Annotated in this window: 13 protein-coding genes and 3 tRNA genes; 8 read left to right on the forward strand and 8 right to left on the reverse strand. The window is 67.0% G+C overall.

Features of this window, described 5'->3' with window-relative positions; all coding sequences use genetic code 11:
* Nucleotides 1-45 precede the first annotated feature (45 nt).
* From ACJ7C5_RS10125 to ACJ7C5_RS10135, 3 genes are read left to right on the forward strand one after another with little or no spacing between them, the layout of a single operon-like run.
* Nucleotides 46-1,287 carry an efflux RND transporter periplasmic adaptor subunit gene (locus tag ACJ7C5_RS10125; RefSeq protein ID WP_097049970.1) on the forward strand — a complete coding sequence of 414 codons (1,242 nt, stop codon included), beginning with the start codon at nucleotides 46-48 and terminating at the stop codon, nucleotides 1,285-1,287.
* The gene (locus ACJ7C5_RS10130; protein ID WP_412703795.1) at nucleotides 1,284-3,242 is read left to right on the forward strand and encodes a MacB family efflux pump subunit; all 1,959 of its coding nucleotides are present in this window, start codon (nucleotides 1,284-1,286) and stop codon (nucleotides 3,240-3,242) included. Before ACJ7C5_RS10125 ends, ACJ7C5_RS10130 begins: the two co-directional genes overlap by 4 nt.
* A 5-nt stretch (nucleotides 3,243-3,247) precedes the next feature.
* Nucleotides 3,248-4,678, forward strand: a complete 1,431-nt coding sequence (locus ACJ7C5_RS10135; protein WP_412703796.1) for an efflux transporter outer membrane subunit — start codon at nucleotides 3,248-3,250, stop codon at nucleotides 4,676-4,678.
* Between the two features lie 76 nt (nucleotides 4,679-4,754).
* Here the strand turns inward: ACJ7C5_RS10135 and rlmB are convergent, their stop codons facing one another.
* The 3 genes from rlmB to rnr form a co-directional block, all read right to left on the reverse strand.
* Nucleotides 4,755-5,498 carry a 23S rRNA (guanosine(2251)-2'-O)-methyltransferase RlmB gene (rlmB, locus tag ACJ7C5_RS10140; protein ID WP_005408775.1) on the reverse strand — a complete coding sequence of 248 codons (744 nt, stop codon included), beginning with the start codon at nucleotides 5,496-5,498 and terminating at the stop codon, nucleotides 4,755-4,757.
* A 154-nt stretch (nucleotides 5,499-5,652) separates the two neighbouring features.
* Nucleotides 5,653-6,135, reverse strand: a complete 483-nt coding sequence (locus ACJ7C5_RS10145; RefSeq protein ID WP_412703797.1) for a GFA family protein — start codon at nucleotides 6,133-6,135, stop codon at nucleotides 5,653-5,655.
* Between the two features lie 96 nt (nucleotides 6,136-6,231).
* Nucleotides 6,232-8,691: a ribonuclease R gene (gene rnr, locus ACJ7C5_RS10150; RefSeq protein ID WP_088025440.1), complete on the reverse strand. Its 2,460-nt coding sequence runs from the start codon at nucleotides 8,689-8,691 to the stop codon at nucleotides 6,232-6,234.
* A 128-nt stretch (nucleotides 8,692-8,819) separates the two neighbouring features.
* On the opposite strand from rnr, the gene ACJ7C5_RS10155 reads away from it, so the two are divergent.
* A tRNA-Leu gene (locus tag ACJ7C5_RS10155) sits at nucleotides 8,820-8,904 on the forward strand.
* A gap of 206 nt (nucleotides 8,905-9,110) precedes the next feature.
* Nucleotides 9,111-9,197 (forward strand) — tRNA-Leu (locus tag ACJ7C5_RS10160).
* An 82-nt stretch (nucleotides 9,198-9,279) separates the two neighbouring features.
* On the opposite strand, the gene ACJ7C5_RS10165 is transcribed toward ACJ7C5_RS10160, so the two are convergent.
* Entirely contained in the window at nucleotides 9,280-10,026 is a 747-nt protein-coding gene (locus ACJ7C5_RS10165) for a sulfite exporter TauE/SafE family protein (RefSeq protein ID WP_412703798.1), read from the reverse strand.
* Nucleotides 10,027-10,125: 99 nt separating this feature from the next.
* Here ACJ7C5_RS10165 and ACJ7C5_RS10170 point away from each other — a divergent pair, with 99 nt between their 5' ends.
* Both ACJ7C5_RS10170 and ACJ7C5_RS10175 read left to right on the forward strand, forming a co-directional pair.
* Nucleotides 10,126-11,025 carry a LysR family transcriptional regulator gene (locus tag ACJ7C5_RS10170; RefSeq protein WP_412703799.1) on the forward strand — a complete coding sequence of 300 codons (900 nt, stop codon included), beginning with the start codon at nucleotides 10,126-10,128 and terminating at the stop codon, nucleotides 11,023-11,025.
* Nucleotides 11,026-11,075: 50 nt separating this feature from the next.
* Nucleotides 11,076-11,162: transfer RNA gene (locus ACJ7C5_RS10175), tRNA-Leu, on the forward strand.
* 238 nt (nucleotides 11,163-11,400) lie between these two features.
* On the opposite strand, the gene emrB is transcribed toward ACJ7C5_RS10175, so the two are convergent.
* The 4 genes from emrB to emrR are packed head-to-tail and all read right to left on the reverse strand — an operon-like array spanning nucleotide 11,401 to nucleotide 16,112.
* Nucleotides 11,401-12,981 carry a multidrug efflux MFS transporter permease subunit EmrB gene (gene emrB, locus ACJ7C5_RS10180; RefSeq protein ID WP_412703800.1) on the reverse strand — a complete coding sequence of 527 codons (1,581 nt, stop codon included), beginning with the start codon at nucleotides 12,979-12,981 and terminating at the stop codon, nucleotides 11,401-11,403.
* A gap of 7 nt (nucleotides 12,982-12,988) precedes the next feature.
* Complete coding sequence (gene emrA, locus ACJ7C5_RS10185) at nucleotides 12,989-14,167, reverse strand: multidrug efflux MFS transporter periplasmic adaptor subunit EmrA (protein WP_088025436.1); 1,179 nt, start codon at nucleotides 14,165-14,167, stop codon at nucleotides 12,989-12,991.
* An 11-nt stretch (nucleotides 14,168-14,178) separates the two neighbouring features.
* Nucleotides 14,179-15,672 (reverse strand): multidrug efflux transporter outer membrane subunit EmrC, encoded by a 1,494-nt coding sequence (gene emrC / locus ACJ7C5_RS10190; protein ID WP_094000176.1) that lies wholly within the window; start codon nucleotides 15,670-15,672, stop codon nucleotides 14,179-14,181.
* Nucleotides 15,669-16,112 carry a multidrug efflux system transcriptional regulator EmrR gene (gene emrR / locus ACJ7C5_RS10195; RefSeq protein ID WP_005415875.1) on the reverse strand — a complete coding sequence of 148 codons (444 nt, stop codon included), beginning with the start codon at nucleotides 16,110-16,112 and terminating at the stop codon, nucleotides 15,669-15,671. The genes emrC and emrR overlap by 4 nt, the downstream gene beginning before the upstream one ends.
* 175 nt (nucleotides 16,113-16,287) lie before the next feature.
* Between emrR and ACJ7C5_RS10200 the strand changes: the two genes are divergently transcribed.
* Entirely contained in the window at nucleotides 16,288-17,166 is an 879-nt protein-coding gene (locus ACJ7C5_RS10200; protein ID WP_412703801.1) for a helix-turn-helix domain-containing protein, read from the forward strand.
* Nucleotides 17,167-17,226 lie beyond the last annotated feature (60 nt).

A 17,226-nucleotide genomic window follows, 5' to 3' on the forward strand; every position in this document is an offset into this window, starting at 1 on the left:
TGCCCACCAACGCCGCCACCGCGGCCCCGAGAGTGAAGCCACGACGTGACGTTCCGCCTGTTGCCTGCGACCCGCCGAGGTCGCCTGATACTGATCGCCCTGCTTGCCCTCGCCGTCGCCGCAGCCGCCTGGTGGCTGCTGCGCAAGCCCGCCGCCCCGGCCGTAGCGACCACCCCGGTCAGCCGCGGCGACATCGAGCAGACGGTGGAGGCCACCGGCGTGATCGACGCCTACAAGCTGGTCAGCGTCGGTGCGCAGGCCTCGGGCCAGATCAAGTCGCTGAAGGTGCAGCTGGGCGACACCGTGAAGGAAGGCGACCTGATCGCCGAGATCGATGCCACCACCCAGCAGAACCAGGTGCTCAACGCGCAGGCCTCGCTGGACCAGGTCACCGCCCAGCGCGCCGTGCAGCAGGCCACCCTGCGCCAGGCAGAACTGGAATTCGCGCGCCAGCAGCAGATGCTGGCCGCCGAGGCCACCTCGCGCCAGGAATACGATGCCGCCGAGGCGCAGCTGAAGACCGCCCGTGCCCAGCTGCAGTCCTACGAGGCGCAGATCAAGGGCCGCGAAACCGAGCTGGGCACGGCCCGCGCCAACCTGGCCTACACCCGCATCACCGCGCCGATGGATGGCACCGTGGTGGCGGTGGTGGCCGAGGAAGGCCGCACCGTGAACGCCAACCAGACCGCGCCGACCATCGTCATGCTGGCGCGGCTGGACGTGGTCACGGTCAATGCCGAGATATCCGAAGCCGACGTGGTCAAGATCAAGGCCGGCATGCCGGTGTACTTCACCACGCTGGGCGAACCCGATCGCAAGTACCACGCCACGCTGCGCCAGATCAATCCGGCGCCGGCCTCGATCGCCAATGAAAACTCGTCCAGTTCCAGCAGCTCCTCCAGTTCCAGCTCCAGCAGCGCGGTGTACTACAACGCGCTGTTCGATGTGGAGAACCCGGACGGCACGCTGCGCATCGACATGACCGCGCAGGTCTCGGTGCTGCTCAAGCAGGCCAAGGGCGTGCTGATGGTGCCGGCGGTGGCACTGGGACCGAAGCGCCGTGGCGACGAGCGCATGGTGCGGGTGCTGGACGACAAGGGCCAGCCGCAGCCGCGCAAGGTCACCGTGGGCATCAACAACGGCGCCTCGGCCGAGATCCTGTCCGGGCTGAAGGAAGGCGAGCGCGTGGTGGTCGGCGAAGCCAGCGCCGCCGCGGCCGGTGCCGGCGGCGGCAACCGCGGCGGCATGCAGATGCGGGTCGGCGGCCCAGGCATGGGGCGCCGATGAGCACGACGGCGCCGCTGCTGCGCCTGCGCGACCTGCGACGCGAGTTCCCGGCCGGCGACGATGTGATCGCCGTGCTGCGCGACGTCAATCTCGACATCCACGCCGGTGAGATGGTGGCCATCGTCGGCCAGTCCGGCTCGGGCAAGTCGACGCTGATGAACATCCTCGGCTGCCTCGATCGTCCTACCCGTGGCAGCTACCAGGTGGCCGGCCGCGAAACCGGGAAGATGGAGCCGGACGAACTGGCCGAACTGCGCCGCGAGCATTTCGGCTTCATCTTCCAGCGCTACCACCTGCTGGGCGACCTGGACGCGCGCGGCAACGTGGAGGTTCCGGCGGTATATGCCGGCAGCCCGGGCGCCCTGCGCAACGCGCGTGCCGAGCAGCTGCTGCAGCGGCTGGGCCTGAGCGACCGCATGCACCACAAGCCAGGCCAGCTGTCCGGTGGCCAGCAGCAGCGCGTGTCGATCGCACGTGCCCTGATGAACGGCGGCGAGGTGATCCTGGCCGACGAACCGACCGGCGCGCTCGACACGAAATCCGGCGAGGAAGTGATGGCGATCCTGGGCGAGCTGCACGCCGAAGGCCACACCATCATCATCGTCACCCACGACATGAGCGTTGCCGAACATGCGCAGCGCATCATCGAGATCCGCGATGGCGAGATCATCGCCGACCGCGCCAACCCGAACGCGCCGACCTACCGCGCGCAGCGCGAAGCCAGCACCGGCGTTGCCCGCGGCAACAGCTGGCGGGCGGCCCGCGACCGTTTCACCGAAGCGTTCCGCATGGCGCTGCTGGCGATGAACGCACATCGGCTGCGTACCTTCCTGACCATGCTCGGCATCATCATCGGCATCGCCTCGGTGGTCTCGGTGGTGGCGCTGGGCAATGGCTCTCAGCAGCAGATCCTGCAGAACATCAGCGCGCTCGGCACCAACACCATCGACGTCTATCCCGGCCGTGGTTTCGGCGACATGCGCTCGGCGCGGGTACAGACGCTCAAGGCCAGCGATGCCGATGCACTGGCAAAGCAGAGCTACGTGGACAGCGCCACCCCCAGCGTGTCGACCTCGGTCACGGCCCGCTACCGCAACCAGTCCTCCACCGCCCAGGTCAGTGGCGTTGGCGAGCAGTTCTTCCGGGTCAAGGGCGTGACCCTGCTCAGCGGCAGCTTCTTCGATAGCGATGCGGTGAAGGGCCTGGGCCAGGTGGCGGTGATCGACGAGAACACCCAGACCCAGTTCTTCCCCGATGTCGATCCGGTCGGCCAGGTGATCCTGCTCGGCAACGTGCCGGCACGCGTGGTCGGCGTGGCCAAGCGCCAGAGTTTCGGCTTCGGCGGCAGCACCAGCCTCAGCGTGTGGGTGCCGTACACCACGGTGATGTCGCGCATGCTCGGCCAGAGCCACGTCTCCAGCATCACCGTGCGCGTGGACGACGACACGCCGATGGATGCCGCGCAGGAAGCGATCACCCGACTGTTGACGATGCGCCATGGCACCGAGGACTTCTTCCTCAGCAACAGCGCCGAGATCCGCGAGACCATCGAGCAGACCACGCGCACGATGACCCTGCTGATCGGGGCCATCGCCGCCATCGCGCTGCTGGTCGGTGGCATCGGTGTGATGAACATCATGCTGGTGTCGGTGACCGAACGCACCCGCGAGATCGGCGTGCGCATGGCCGTCGGTGCACGGCAGAGCGACATCCGCCAGCAGTTCCTGATCGAAGCGGTGCTGGTGTGCCTGCTCGGCGGCGTGCTCGGCATCGGCCTGGCCCTGCTGCTGGGCTCGATGATCGGCCGCTTCGCCAGCGACTTCCAGGTGCTGTTCTCCACCGCCTCGATCGTCGCCGCGTTTGCCTGCTCGACCCTGATCGGCGTGGCGTTCGGCTTCCTGCCCGCGCGCAATGCCGCGCAGCTCGACCCGGTGGAGGCCCTGGCCCGCGAATGAAGATGATGACCCGACTGCCCTTCCCTGCTCCCTCGTGCCTGCTGCTGGCGGGCGCCGTACTGCTCGCCCTGTCAGGCTGCGCATCGATGGGCCGCTATCCGGTGGCAGACCCCAGCGTAGCGGCTGCCTATGGGCGCGGCGATGCCACCCTCAACGCACCGGCCGACGACCCGCGCAGCAGCCTGGATACACCGGGCCGCGACATCCGCCAGGACACCTGGTGGACCGGCTTCGGCGATGAACGCCTGGACCGCCTGGTGGCGCAGGCGCTGGCGGCCAACAGCGATCTGGCCGCCGCCGGCCTGGCCGTGCAGCGTTCGCGCCTGCAGGCCGGCCTGGCCAGCAACGCGCTGTGGCCGCAGCCTTCGTCATCCGGCGTCAGCGGCAATGCCAGCCGCGCCACCGACCAGTCTGATGATTGGCGTCGCAGCTATTCCACAGGCGTGTCGCTGGGTTGGGAGGTCGACCTGTGGGGCCGCCTGCGTACCCAGCGCGACATCGCCCGCTGGGAAGCCGAGGCCAGCGAGGAAGACCGGCAGAACACCGCGTTGCTGGTGATCGGCGACACCATCACCCAGTACTGGAACCTGGCCTATCTCAACCAGTCGATCGCCACTGGCCAGGCCAACCTGGAGCGGCTGGAACGCACCCGCGAACTGGTGCAGGCCCGCTTCGACGCTGGTGCGGTATCGCGGCTGGAAGTACGCCAGGCACTGCAGAACCTGCAATCGCAGCGTTCCTCGCAGAGCGCACTGGAGCAGCAGCAGGTGGAGGTGCGCAATGCACTGGCCGTGCTGCTGGACGGCACGCCCTGGCCGCAGCAGGACGAACCGCAGGACCTGCTGGCCGCACGCAGCCCCGGCGTCAACGAAGGGCTGCCGACCGACCTGCTCGGCCGCCGTCCGGATCTGCGCGCAGCCGAACTGCGCCTTCGCAACAGCCTGAAGACGATCAAGGTCACCGCCACCCAGTACTACCCGGCGCTGAGCCTGACCGGCAGCCTCGGTTCCAGCGCGACTTCGCTGGGCGATGTGCTGCGCAACCCGGTAGCCACGCTGGGCGCCGGCCTGTCGCTGCCGTTCCTCAACCTGCAGCGTGCGCAGCTGGATACCGATATCGCCGGCACCGCCTACCAGATCGCCGCCACCAACTTCCGCAAGACGCTGTATACCGCGCTCTCGGAAGTGGACAACGCGCTGTCGGCACGCGAGCAGCTGGCGCGCCAGGTAGCGGCCTCGCAGGCCTCGTACGACGAAGCGGTGGAAGTGGAGCGAGCACAGGAAGTGCGCTACCGCGTGGGTGCCACCGACCTGCGCACCTGGCTGGAAGCGCAGCAGACCCGGCGTGATGCCGAGCTGTCGCTGGCACGCGTGCGCCAGGGCCAGCTGAACAACGACGTGACCCTGTTCAAGGCGCTGGGCGGCAGCGCGGGGTAAGGCAGCAGGAGCGCCAACCAAGGTTGGCGACTACCTGGTGGGTGTCGACCTTGGTCGACACGGCCCCTGCTGCCGATCAACCGCGCTGGCGCACGGCCTCGAACAGGCTGACGCCGGCGGCGACGGAGACGTTCAGGCTCTCGATCTCGCCCGGCATCGGGATCTTGACCAGGCCATCGCAGTTCTCGCGGGTCAGGCGGCGCAGGCCATCGGCCTCGCCGCCCAGCACCAGGGCGATGTTGCCCTTCAGGTCCAGCTGGTACAGCGAGGCGGTGGCTTCGCCGGCCAGGCCGTAGATCCACACGCCCTGCTTCTGCAGGTCCTTCAGGCAGCGCGACAGGTTGGTCACCGCCACCACCGGGATGAGATCGGCGGCACCGGCCGAGGTCTTGCGCACGGTGGCATTGACCGTGGCCGACTTGTCCTTGGGAATGATCACCGCCGTGGCGCCGGCGGCAGCCGCCGAGCGCAGGCAGGCGCCCAGGTTGTGCGGGTCCTGCACTTCGTCCAGCACCAGCAGCAGGGCCTTGCCCTCGGCCGCGGTGACCAGGCCTTCCAGCTCGTTCTCGCTGTAGGTACGGGCGGCGGCATAGCGCGCGGCCACGCCCTGGTGGCGCACCGAACCGCCGACACCGTCCAGCGCCTGGCTGTTCACCTTGCGCACGTCGATGCCCTTGCGGCGGGCGTTTTCCTCGATCTCGGTCAGGCGCGGGTTCTTCGCACCGGCCTCGACCAGCACTTCGCGGACGTTCTCGGCGTCGTTCTCGATGGAGGAGGCGACGGCGTTGACGCCGACAATCCACTGGCTGTTCTTGCTCATGCGGGCGGGGACCGGAAAGGGGGTGGCTATGGTAGAGCATCGGCGGGCCGGGCGCTGCGACCGGCCATCTGTAGAGCCGAGCCTACGCTCGGCTGCCCCTGGTCCAGGCAGCGGCGATCCGCCAGCCGAGCGTGGGCTCGGCTCTACAGGCGGGTCACCGGCTGCGCGGCGGCCAGTGCGGAGTGTCGTGGTCGGGGTGCTGGTGGGACACGATGGTGGCCAGGAACTCCAGCGCGGCGATGTCCTCCTCGGTACGTCGCGCCGGCAGGCTGGCCAAGCCGTCGACGAAGGGCAGCTTGCGTTCGACCCCGTACTGGATCGTCGGCGGCAGGCGTTCGGGCTCGTCAAACGCGCCGGCAGCCACCGCCACGCCATCGGGCGCCTCGTAGGTCAATGGCGTACCACAGTCGGCGCAGAAGCCGCGCCGCACCACGTTGGACGACTGGAAATAGCGCGGCTGGCCGCGGGTCCAGCTGAACTGCACGCCGCGCACCGACACCAGCGGCGCGTAATAGGCACCGAAGGCCTTCTGGCACATCCGGCAATGGCAGATCGAGCTGTCGGTCAACTCGCCACGCGCCTGGAAGCGGATCGCGCCGCACTGGCAGCCGCCACTGTGTTCGGGTTGGCCCTGCATGGTGAGTTCCTCCGCAAAATCGTGTCGACCGAGGTCGACACCCACCGGACAGGAGGCGCCGACGTGGTGGGTGCCGACCGTTGGTCGGCACACCTTTCAATACTGCTTCTTGGTGCGCTTGGCCGGCTTGCCACGCTCGGGCAGTGGCGGCAGGCCATCGCCCTCGTCCTCGCCCTTGTGCTCGACCAGGCGGAAGTCGATCTTGCGCTCTTCCATGCTGGCCTTCAGCACGAGGATCCGCACGCGGTCACCCAGCCGGTAGCTGCTGCCGCGGCGTTCGCCGGTCAGCGTCTTGCGGGTCGCATCGAACTTGTAATAGTCCTGCGGCAGCTGGGTCACGTGCACCAGGCCCTGCACCTTGGACTCGTCCAGTTCCACGAACAGGCCGAAGCTGGTCACGCCGCTGATGACGCCGTCGAACTGGCCGCCCACGTGCTTTTCCATCCACGCCGCGCGGTAACGCTCATCGACTTCGCGCTCGGCCTCGTCGGCACGACGCTCACGCTCGGAACACTGCAGCGCCAGGGCTGCCATTTCGCGTGCGTTGTAGGTGAACTTGTCCAGTGGCTTGCCGGACAACGCATGCTTGATCGCACGGTGCACCAGCAGGTCGGGGTAACGGCGGATCGGCGAGGTGAAGTGCGCGTACGCCTCCAGTGCAAGGCCGAAGTGACCGTGGTTTTCCGGGCTGTAGATCGCCAGGCTCTGGCTGCGCAGCAGCACCGATTCCAGCAGCGTGGCATCGGGGCGGTCGCGGATCTTCTTCAGCAGCTTGGTGTAGTCACCCGGGCGCACCTTCGACCATGGCGGCAGGCTCAGCTTGAACTCCTTGAGGAATTCCAGCAGGTCGGCGTACTTGGTTTCCGGCGGCTTTTCGTGGATGCGGTACGGGGCCGGCACGTGGCGCGACAGCAGGTACTTGGCCGCCTCGACGTTGGCCGCGATCATGCATTCCTCGATCAGCTTGTGCGCGTCGTTGCGCACCAGCATGCCGGCCTGGGTCACTTCACCGCGGTTGTCCAGCACGAAGCGCACTTCACTGCTTTCGAACTCGATGGCACCGCGCTTGGCACGTGCCTTGGACAGCACCTTGTACAGCTGGTGCAGGCGCTGCACCTGCGGCAGCAGGTCGCCCATCCAGGCCTTGGTATCGGCATCGTCCTCGCCCACCGCCTTCCACACCTGGGTGTAGGTCAGGCGCGCATGCGAGTTCATCACCGCCTCGTAGAAGCGCGAATGCGTGACCAGGCCATCGCGGTCGATCTGCATGTCGCAGACAAAGCACATGCGGTCGACCTTCGGCATCAGCGAGCAGATGCCGTTGGACAGCGTCTCCGGCAGCATCGGCACCACGAAGCCCGGGAAGTACACCGACGTGGCACGCTTCTGCGCTTCCTCGTCCAGCGGCGTGCCGGGGCGAACGTAGTTGGAGACATCGGCGATCGCCACCACCAGGCGGAAGCCATCGGCATTCGGTTCGCAGTACACCGCGTCGTCGAAGTCCTTGGCATCCTCGCCATCGATGGTCACCAGCGGCGTGCTGCGCAGATCAACGCGGTCGCCGATCATCGCCGGTTCGACCACCAGCGGCACCGAGGCCGCTTCGTCCAGCACGTCCTGCGGGAACTCGAACGGCAGTTCATGGCCGTGGATGGCGGTCTCCACCACCAGCGACGCGGTCAGTTTGTCGCCGAGCACGGCGATGATGCGGCCGATCGGCGGACGGCGGCTGTCCGGCGCCTGGGTCAGTTCGCAGACCACCAGCTGGCCGTCGCGCGCGCCACCGGTCTGGTCCGGCGGCACCTGCACGTTGCGCTGTACGCGCTTGTCGTCGGGCACCACATAGTTGATGCCCATCTCGATGCTGAAGCGGCCGATCAGTCGGGTCATGCCGCGTTCGAGCACGCGGGCGATGCTGCCTTCACGGCGGCCACGGTGATCGATGCCCGTCACGCGTGCCAGCACCTTGTCGCCGTGCATGACCTTGCGCATCTCATACGGCGGCAGGAACAGGTCGTCGCCGCCTTCGACCGGGCGCAGGAAGCCGAACCCTTCCGGGTTGGCGATCACCACGCCGGTGACCAGGTTCAGGGTCTGGATCGGTGCGAAACCGCCACGGCGGTTCTGCACCAGCTGGCCATCACGGACCATGGCACCGAGCCGGCGCGACAGCGCCTCGGCCCGATCCGGTGCGGTCAAGCCCAGGCGCGCGCCCAGTTCTTCAGCGGTCTGCGGCCCTTCGCAGCGCTCCAGCAGGGCCAGGATGGCCTCGCGGCTGGCGATGGGCTGTTCGTATTTCTCGGCTTCGCGGGCGGCATAGGGATCGTCGATCACCTTGCCGGTCGGCGGCAGCTTGCGGCCCGGGGCCGGGCCCGGGGCGTCGGCACTGCGAACCTTGCGGCCACGCGGTGGTGCGCCGCCTTCATTCAATTCAGGGAACCAGCCCGGCAACGGCTTGCCCGGCTTGGTGGTGCGGGCTGTGCCCGCCTTGGCGCCCTTCTTCGGGGCCTGGCTGCGGGAGGTGCTCCCGCCCTTGCTTGGTTTTTTGGTAGTCATCGCCCCACATGGTAGCCGTTGACGGCGTGCAGAACGGGTCAGTGGCGGCTCTGGAAGCGCCGCGTGAAATATTTGTTGGAAATCGTTGACAGCCTGCGGATTCATCTTCACAATTGCGCCTCTGGAACGCCCAGGTGGCGGAATTGGTAGACGCACTAGTTTCAGGTACTAGCGGGTAAAACCGTGGAGGTTCGAGTCCTCTCCTGGGCACCAACGAAAAAACTCCTCGCTTCGGCGGGGATTTTTTTTGCCTGTAATCCTGCAGCCGGGTCGGATCCCTTTCCACAGGAAAGGGCTCTGCCCCCCAAGCGAGTGAGATGGGGTCAGAGCCCGTACCGCACGCGAAACGGGATCCGACCCCGGCTCCAGAAAAGGTGTTGACACCCCGGTAACAACACCCCATAATCTCGCTCCTCGACGCCCAGGTGGCGGAATTGGTAGACGCACTAGCTTCAGGTGCTAGCGGGGGCAACTTCGTGGAGGTTCGAGTCCTCTCCTGGGCACCATGTCGAGAAAGAAAACAACCCGCGCAAGCGGGTTTTTTCTTGCCCGTGATTCGGGCTTCCGTAGCGTCGACCACGAACACCATCAGAACAATGGCCGCAGCACCAGCTCCAGCCCAAGCAGCAGCAGGAACCCGAGGAAACAGGCGCGGAACACCCGGGCACTGATGCGCTGCCGGATCACCTGCCCCAGCCACATGCCCAGCAATGCCGGCAGCACCGCCAACGCACTCAGCCCCAGCTGCTGGATACCGAATGCGCCGTGCAGCACCAGGCCAGTGGTCAGCGAAATCGTCGACACGGTGAAGGCCAATCCGAGCGCCTGCACCAGTTCCTCGCGCTGCAGCCCCAACGACTGCAGGTACGGCACCGCCGGCATCACGAACACGCCGGTGGCGCCGGTCACCACGCCCGACAACGCGCCCACCAGCGGCCCCAGCCAACGCTCGCGCCGCTGCGGCACGTGGAACACAGGTGCAAGCAGGGCATAGGCCGCGTAGACCACCAGCGCAACGCCCAGTGCAACGCGCGACCAGGTGCGATCGACCCGCACCAGCAGCGCCGCAGAACCCAGCGTCACCACCACCACCGCCAGCATCATCGGCCACAACCGCCGCACGATGTGGCCCAGCGACGGCCCGGACAACAGCTGCCATGCGTTGGTGACAAAGGTGGGGATGAACAGCATCGATGCCGCCGCCACCGGCGACAGCGCGCCACCCAGCAGACCCATCGCCACTGTCGGCAACCCCATGCCGGTCACGCCCTTGACCACGCCGGCCAGCACGAACACCACCACCAGCAGCACGTAGAAGTACATCGATTCATTCATGCCTTCATTGGATCGGGCGACCGCTCGGCGCACAATGCGGTCTTCCCGGCCTCGCCTTCGGCTGATCCGAAGGCGCAGGCGTTGCGATGAGGGCATCACATGCGGATGGATATCGCCGACCTGCGCCTGTTCCTGGCGATTGCCGAGGCGGGCAGCATCACGGCCGGTGCAGCGCAGGCAAACCTGGCACTGGCTTCGGCCAGCGAACGCCTGCGCACGATCGAAGCCGATGCCGGCACCGCGCTGCTCAACCGTCATCCGCGCGGCGTCAGCCTGACCGAAGCCGGTGCCGCCCTCGCCCACCATGCACGCTTGATCCTGCAGCAGCAGGCGCAGCTGCGCGGTGAACTGCAGGCGTTCGCGCATGGCGCGCGCGGCACCCTGCATCTGTATGCCAACACCGCAGCGCTGACCAACTACCTGCCCTCGCGGCTGGCACCCTGGCTGGCCGAACGCCCACGCCTGCACGTGGAACTGATGGAGCGCACCAGCCCCGAAGTCGTTCGTGCGATCAGCGCTGGCCAGGCCGAGGCCGGCATCATCAGTGATGCGGTCGACGCTGCCGGCCTGCAGCAACATGTGGTGGCTGAAGATCCGCTGGTGATGCTGCTGCCGGCCAACCACCGCTTCGCATCGAAGCGCAGCGTGGCCTTCGCCGAGGTTGCCAGCGAGACCTTCGTCGCCCTGGCCAATGGCAATGCACTGCAGACCTACATCGAGGACCAGGCGCGCGATATCGGGCGGCGCCTGGACGTGCGCATCCGCATGAAGACCTTCGAAGGCGTATGCATCATGGTCGGCCACGGCATTGGTGTCGGCATCGTGCCGCGGACCATCGCCCGGCAGCATCGGCGCAGCACGCATACAGTTGGCATAGCGCTCTCCGATGCGTGGGCACAACGTCGCCTGTGTGCGTGTTTTGCCGAGTGGACGCAGCTGTCACCGGCGATGCGCAGCCTGCTGCATCACCTGGGCGTGCAGCCGCAGAAAAAAGTGTGAAATGTTGTTGACACATCTTCTGTCGTTCCCCATAATTCGTCTCCTGAGTCGCCCAGGTGGCGGAATTGGTAGACGCACTAGCTTCAGGTGCTAGCGGGGGCAACTTCGTGGAGGTTCGAGTCCTCTCCTGGGCACCATGACTCAGCAAATGATCAAACCCGCGAAAGCGGGTTTTTTCATGTCCGGAGTCCGCCATGTCAACGTGATGGCGACGCTCATCCACGCATGGCGTGGATCTACCGAATTGCACAACGCTCCAAACAAGAACCCCGCCTTCCGGCGGGGTTTCTGCATCCAGTAGATCCACGCCATGCGTGGATGCATGCTGCGGGAAATCTGCCGGGCATGGCCCGGCGCTACCGAGTGGCAGATCGATCAGTGCCCACCACCTGCAGAGGCCGCACCCGCGCCCGCGCCGAACGGCGGCTTGGCCAGCCACAGGAAAGTGATGATCGCCAGGAAGATCCAGCCCAGCAGGAAGAAGATGTCGTTGAAGCCCATCTGCGATGCCTGGTGGTTGATCATGTTGTTCAGTACCGCTGCACCGTGTTGCAGGTCGCCCTGCCCCATCGCGGTGACCTGGTCCTGCATGCCCGGCTGATAGGCCGAGATGTGCTCGGTCAGGTCGGCATGGTGCACCTGGGTACGCCGCGCCCACAGCCACGTTGTCAGCGAGGCCGCGAAGCTGCCGCCCAGCGTACGCAGGAACGTGGCCAGGCCGGAGCCCGCCGCGATCTCGCGCCCATCCAGGTCCGACAGCAGGATCTGCAGCACCGGCATGAAGAACAGCGCAACACCAATGCCCATGATCAGCTGCACGCCGGCCACATGCTGGAAGTCCACCTGCAGGTTGAAGCCGGAACGCAGGAAGCTGGTCATCGACAGGAACACGAAGGCGATGGTCGCCAGCATGCGCATGTCGAAGCGCGACGCGTACTTGCCCACGAATGGCGTCATGATCACCGGCAGGATGCCGATCGGCGCGGTCGCCAGGCCTGCCCAGATCGCGGTGTAGCCCATGTCACGCTGCAGCCACTGCGGAATCAGCAGGGCCACGCTGAAGAACGCCGCGTAGGCCACCACCATCGCCAGCGTACCGGCGCGGAAGTTGCGATGGCGGAACAGCTTCAGGTCGACGATAGGATCCTTGTCGGTCAGCTCCCAGATCAGGAACACCGTCAGCGTCACCACTGCCACACATGCCAGCACCACGATCTTCATCGACGAGAACCAGTCCTCGTCGTTGCCAAGATCAAGCACCAGCTGCAGCGCACCGACACCAATCACCAGTGTGATCAGGCCGACGTAGTCCATCTTCGGCTTCTCGATCTGCTCCGGGCGCCCCTTCAACTGGTTGCCCACCACGAGGGCAGCGAATATGCCCAGCGGCACATTGATCAGGAAGATCCATTCCCAGCTGTAGTTGTCGGTGATCCAGCCACCGAGAATCGGGCCACAGATCGGCGCCACCACCGTGATCATCGCCAGCAGCGCCAATGCCTGTCCGCGTTTCTCGCGTGGATAGATCGAAACCAGCAGCGACTGCGTGATCGGGTACATCGGGCCGGCCACGAAGCCCTGCAGCGCACGCGACACCACCAGCATGCCCATGCTCTGCGCCAGGCCGCACAGCAGCGAGGTGATGACGAAGGCCAGCGTGGCCCAGACGAACAGCTTGCGTTCGCCGAAGCGGCGGCTGAGCCAGCCGGTCAGCGGCAGCGCAATGGCCGTGCTGACCGCGAACGAGGTGATGACCCAGGTCGCCTGCTGCGAACTGGCACCGAGATTACCGGCGATGGTCGGCAGCGAGACGTTGGCGATGGTGGTGTCGAGCACCTGCATGAACGACGCCATCGCCAGGCCCACGGTGCACAGGGCGACGCTGGGTGGCAGGAACCCGGAGGCCGCACCCGGCGCCGCCGGTGCGCCGGGCGCGGCTGGAGCTTGTGCGGACATGGCGACCTCAGCCCACCTTCGCCTGCTGCGGCAGGTTGCCCTGGATGATCGTGTGGATCACCTCATCGGCATCATGCAGCTGCTTGGCATACACGTCGGTGTCGAACACCGTGCCCTTGGCCGGTGCGCTCGGCAGCACTTCGCCCTTCTGGTCGCGCAGGCTCACTTCGGCCTTCATCGACAGGCCGATGCGCAGCGGATGTTCGGCCAGCTGCTTGGCATCGATGGCGATACGCACCGGCACGCGCTGCACGATCTTGATCCAGTTGCCGCTGGCGTTCTGCGCCGGCAGCAGCGAGAACGCCGAGCCGGTGCCCAGGCCCAGGCTCTGGATGCGGCCCTTGTACTTCACGTCGCCGGCGTACAGGTCCGACTTCAGCTCCACTTCCTGGCCCAGGCGCATGTGGCGCAGCTGGGTTTCCTTGAAGTTGGCCTCGACCCACATCTGCTCGGTCGGCACCACGGCCATCAGGGCATTGCCCGGCTGCACGCGCTGGCCGACCTGCACCGAACGACGGGCGACGTAGCCGGTGACCGGCGCGACGATGCCGGCGCGGGCGTTGTTGAGGAAGGCCTGGCGCAGCTGCGCGGCGGCCGCCTGCACGTCCGGCTGGGTGGCGATCACGGTGTCGTCGACCAGCGCGCGGTTGCGCTCGACCGTCTCGCGCGAACCGGCCACGGCCGCTTCGGCAGCGGCCAGCTCGTCACGGGCGTGGGCCAGTTCTTCGTTGGAGATGGCGCCGGTGGCGGCCAGGTCCTTGCGGCGGGCGAAGTCATCGCGCACGCGCTTCAGGGTCACCTGGCGGGCATTCAAGTCCGCCTGTGCGCCTTCCACGCTGCGGTACAGACCACGGGTCTGGCGCACGGTCTTGGCCAGGTTGGCTTCGGCCTGCTGCAGCGCCACCGAGGTATCGGACGGGTCCAGCTGCACCAGCAGCTGGCCGCGCTCCACGCGCATGCCGTCATCGGCGTTGATGGCGACCACGGTACCGGCCACCAGCGGGGTGATCTGCACCTGGTTGCCCTGCACGTAGGCGTCGTCGGTTTCTTCGAACCAACGGCCGAACATGAAGTACCACAGCGCCAGTGCGGCAAGCAGCAGCACGACGATCACGAACAGGCCGCGCAGCAGGTTGCCGCGGCGGTTGGAGGCGGCCGGGGCCGCAGTGTCTTGGGTCTGGCTCATGGCGGAGGTCTTCAGGAATGCGAGGAATCGGAATGGGAGGCGATCGGTGCGCGGTCGGCGTCAGCGGGCTGGAAACCACCACCCAGCGCCTTGCTCAGGCGCACCGAGGTCTGCACCTGCTGCGACTGCAGGCCGGCCAGCTGCTGCTGCGACTGCAGCAGGGTGGACTGCGCGGTCAGCACGTCCAGGTAGCTGCCGATGCCGGCGCGGTAGCGCTGCTGGGCCAGGTCGAAGGCCGAGCGTGCGGTGTCCACTGCCTGCTGCTGCGCGTGCGCCTGCTGCGCCAGCGAGCGCACCGCGTTGACCTGGTCGGCGACATCGCGCAGTGCGTCGAGCACGGTCTGGTTGTAGTTGGCCACCGCCAGGTCGTACTGCGCATCGGTGTTGGCAAGGTTGGCGCGCAGCTTGCCGCCTTCGAAGATCGGCAGGCTCAACGCCGGGCCGATGTAGGCGAAGGTGGAACTGCTCTTCAACAGATCGCCCACGTTCGGGGCAACCACGCCGGCCAGCGCGGTCAGGTTGAAGCTCGGGTAGAACTTGGTCTTGGCAACCTTGATCTGCTTGTCCGCCGCTTCCACGCGCCAGCGTGCAGCGACGATGTCGGGGCGGCGGCCGAGCAGTTCGCTGGGCAGCACGCCCGGCAGCTGCAGCGCCATCGGGTTCAACGGCTGCGGACGCTGGATTGACAGGCCACGGTCCGGGCCCTTGCCAACCAGTGCGGCCAGCGCTGTGCGGGCGGCGTCGATGCGCTGCTGCGCGGCCAGCACCTGCTGCTGCGCGGCCGGCACGCGGGCCTCGGCCTGACGCACCTGCAGATCGCTGTCGATGCCGGCGCCGCGACGCTGGCGGGTCAACTGCAGCGACTTCTGCGAGCGGGTCAACTCTTCCTCGGCCACGTCGTTGAGCTGCCATGCGTAAGCCAGATCGGCATAGGCCTGCGCAATGCCGGTGGACAGGTTCAGGCGCGCGGCCTGGGCTTCAACAGTGGCGGCATGCGCGCCATCCACCGCAGCTTCCCAGGCAGCGCGCTTGCCGCCCCACAGATCGACGCCGTAGCTGAAATCGAAGGCAACCTGGCTGCTGCCGCCATAGCGACCGCCCATTTCACTGCCGACCATCGACTCGGGCAGGCGCAGGCCGGTGTAGCCACCGGACACCGACAGGCTGGGCAGCTCATCGGCGCGTGCGGTGCCGACCTGGGCCTGGGCCTGACGCAGGCGCGCATCGGCGGCATCCAGGCTCGGGTGGCCAGCCAGGCCCTCGGCAATCAGCGCGTCCAGCTGCGCATCGCCCAATGCCTTCCACCAATCCTGCGCCGGGAAACCGGTGGCGCTCAGATCGGTGTCGGCCAGGGTACGTTCGCTGTGCAGGCTGTCCACATCAAGCACGTGGCCCTGTGGGTTGAGGCCACGACTGCTCGCGCAGGCGGCCAAGGCCAGGGCCAGCGCTGATACCAGCAGCGCGCGCCCGGACCGGCGGAGAGTGGAATGCGGGATCGGGTTCATGGGGTCGTCAGTGAATCGCGGATTCGGGTAAGGAGGGACAGCAGCAGCGTGCGCTCATCGGCGGAAAGATCGCGTAGGGCGTAATCCATCACCGCGTCGCCGCGCAGCTTCAGCCGTGCCCACAGCGCGCGACCTTCATCGGTCAGCACGATCTGCAGCGCACGCCGGTCCTGTGCATGTGGCTCGCGGCGCACGCAGCCCAGCGCTTCCAGCTTGTCCAGCAGGCGGGTCACCGCGCTGGGCACCTGGTCGATGGCCTGGGCCAGTTCGTTGGCGGTACACGGGGCCATGTTCGAAAGCACCTTCAGCCCGATGTAATGGGTGAAGCCGATACCCAGATCTTCTTCGGCCATGGACGCATCGAGCTGGCGGACCAGGCCGTCGCGCACCTGGCGCAGCAGCAGGCCGAAGCTGGGGGGAGTGGTTGCAGGACAGATCATGGGGGAGCATTCTCTTCCAAAAAAAATATTTCTCAATGGAAATATTCGATCTGGCATCGAATGCTGTGTTGCAGCAGCGGGCTGGATCAGTGAAGGCGCCTACCTTAATGATCTGGTCAGGTGGCCCGGTAGTACAATTCAGCCAATGGATGTCACATTTCAGCCAGCGGATATGATGAACAAGGCAGAAATTCCCCCTTCCAAGCGCCTGCTCAGGGATGACGCACTGGATTGGTTCGAGCGCAATGACGGGCCACCGGTTGTCGCCTTCCGCTTCGACAGCCCGCAGGGATTGGTCCGAGAAGTGGACTGGCATCATCACCAGCGCGCGCAGCTGATCTGCGTGGAGCGCGGCCTGTTGACCACCCGCACCTCGCACGGCACCTGGTCACTGGCGCCGGGCTCGGCCGGCTGGATGCCGCCACTGGAGCCACATACGGTCACCCTCGACGGCCCACTGCGCGGCTGGGGCATGGCATTGGCTGCGCCGGACTGCACCACCCTGCCCTCCGACCCCTGCGTGCTGGGCCTGTCCAAGCTGGCGCAGGCGTTGGCCGACCGTATCTGCGAGTGGCCCCTGGGCTACGACACCACGTCCGAGCGCCAGCACATCATCAGCGTGCTGCTGGACGAGATCCGCAGCGCGCCGCGCCAGCGCATGCATCTGCCGATGCCGCACGACCGGCGCCTGCTGAAGATCGCCTCGCAGCTGCTGGCCGACCCATCCGACGAACGCAGCCTGGCCGAATGGGCGCATTGGGCTGGCCTCTCGCCGCGCAGCCTGACCCGTCATTTCCGCGACGAGACCACCCTCAGCTTCGCCCAGTGGCGGCAGCAGGCCCGCCTGTCCGAGGCCCTGCGCCAGCTGACCGAAGGCCGCAGCGTGGCCGATATCGCCCATGCACTGGGTTTCAGCAGCGCCAGCGCCTTCGTCACCGTGTTCCGCCGCCACTTCGGGCTGCCGCCGGGGCGCTACCTGGCACGGGCCGGGCATGGCCTGGAAACCGGCCTGGACCCTGCACGTGGCTTGGCATCCCCCGCCGCATCCGGATAATCACAGGATTGCGAGCGGCGACCGCCGTCGCCGCCTCCCGACAACAGGTAACAACGCCGC

It is taken from the genome of Nocardiopsis yanglingensis, from assembly GCF_045809185.1.
In the GTDB taxonomy this organism is placed as follows: Bacteria; Pseudomonadota; Gammaproteobacteria; order Xanthomonadales; family Xanthomonadaceae; genus Stenotrophomonas; species Stenotrophomonas yanglingensis.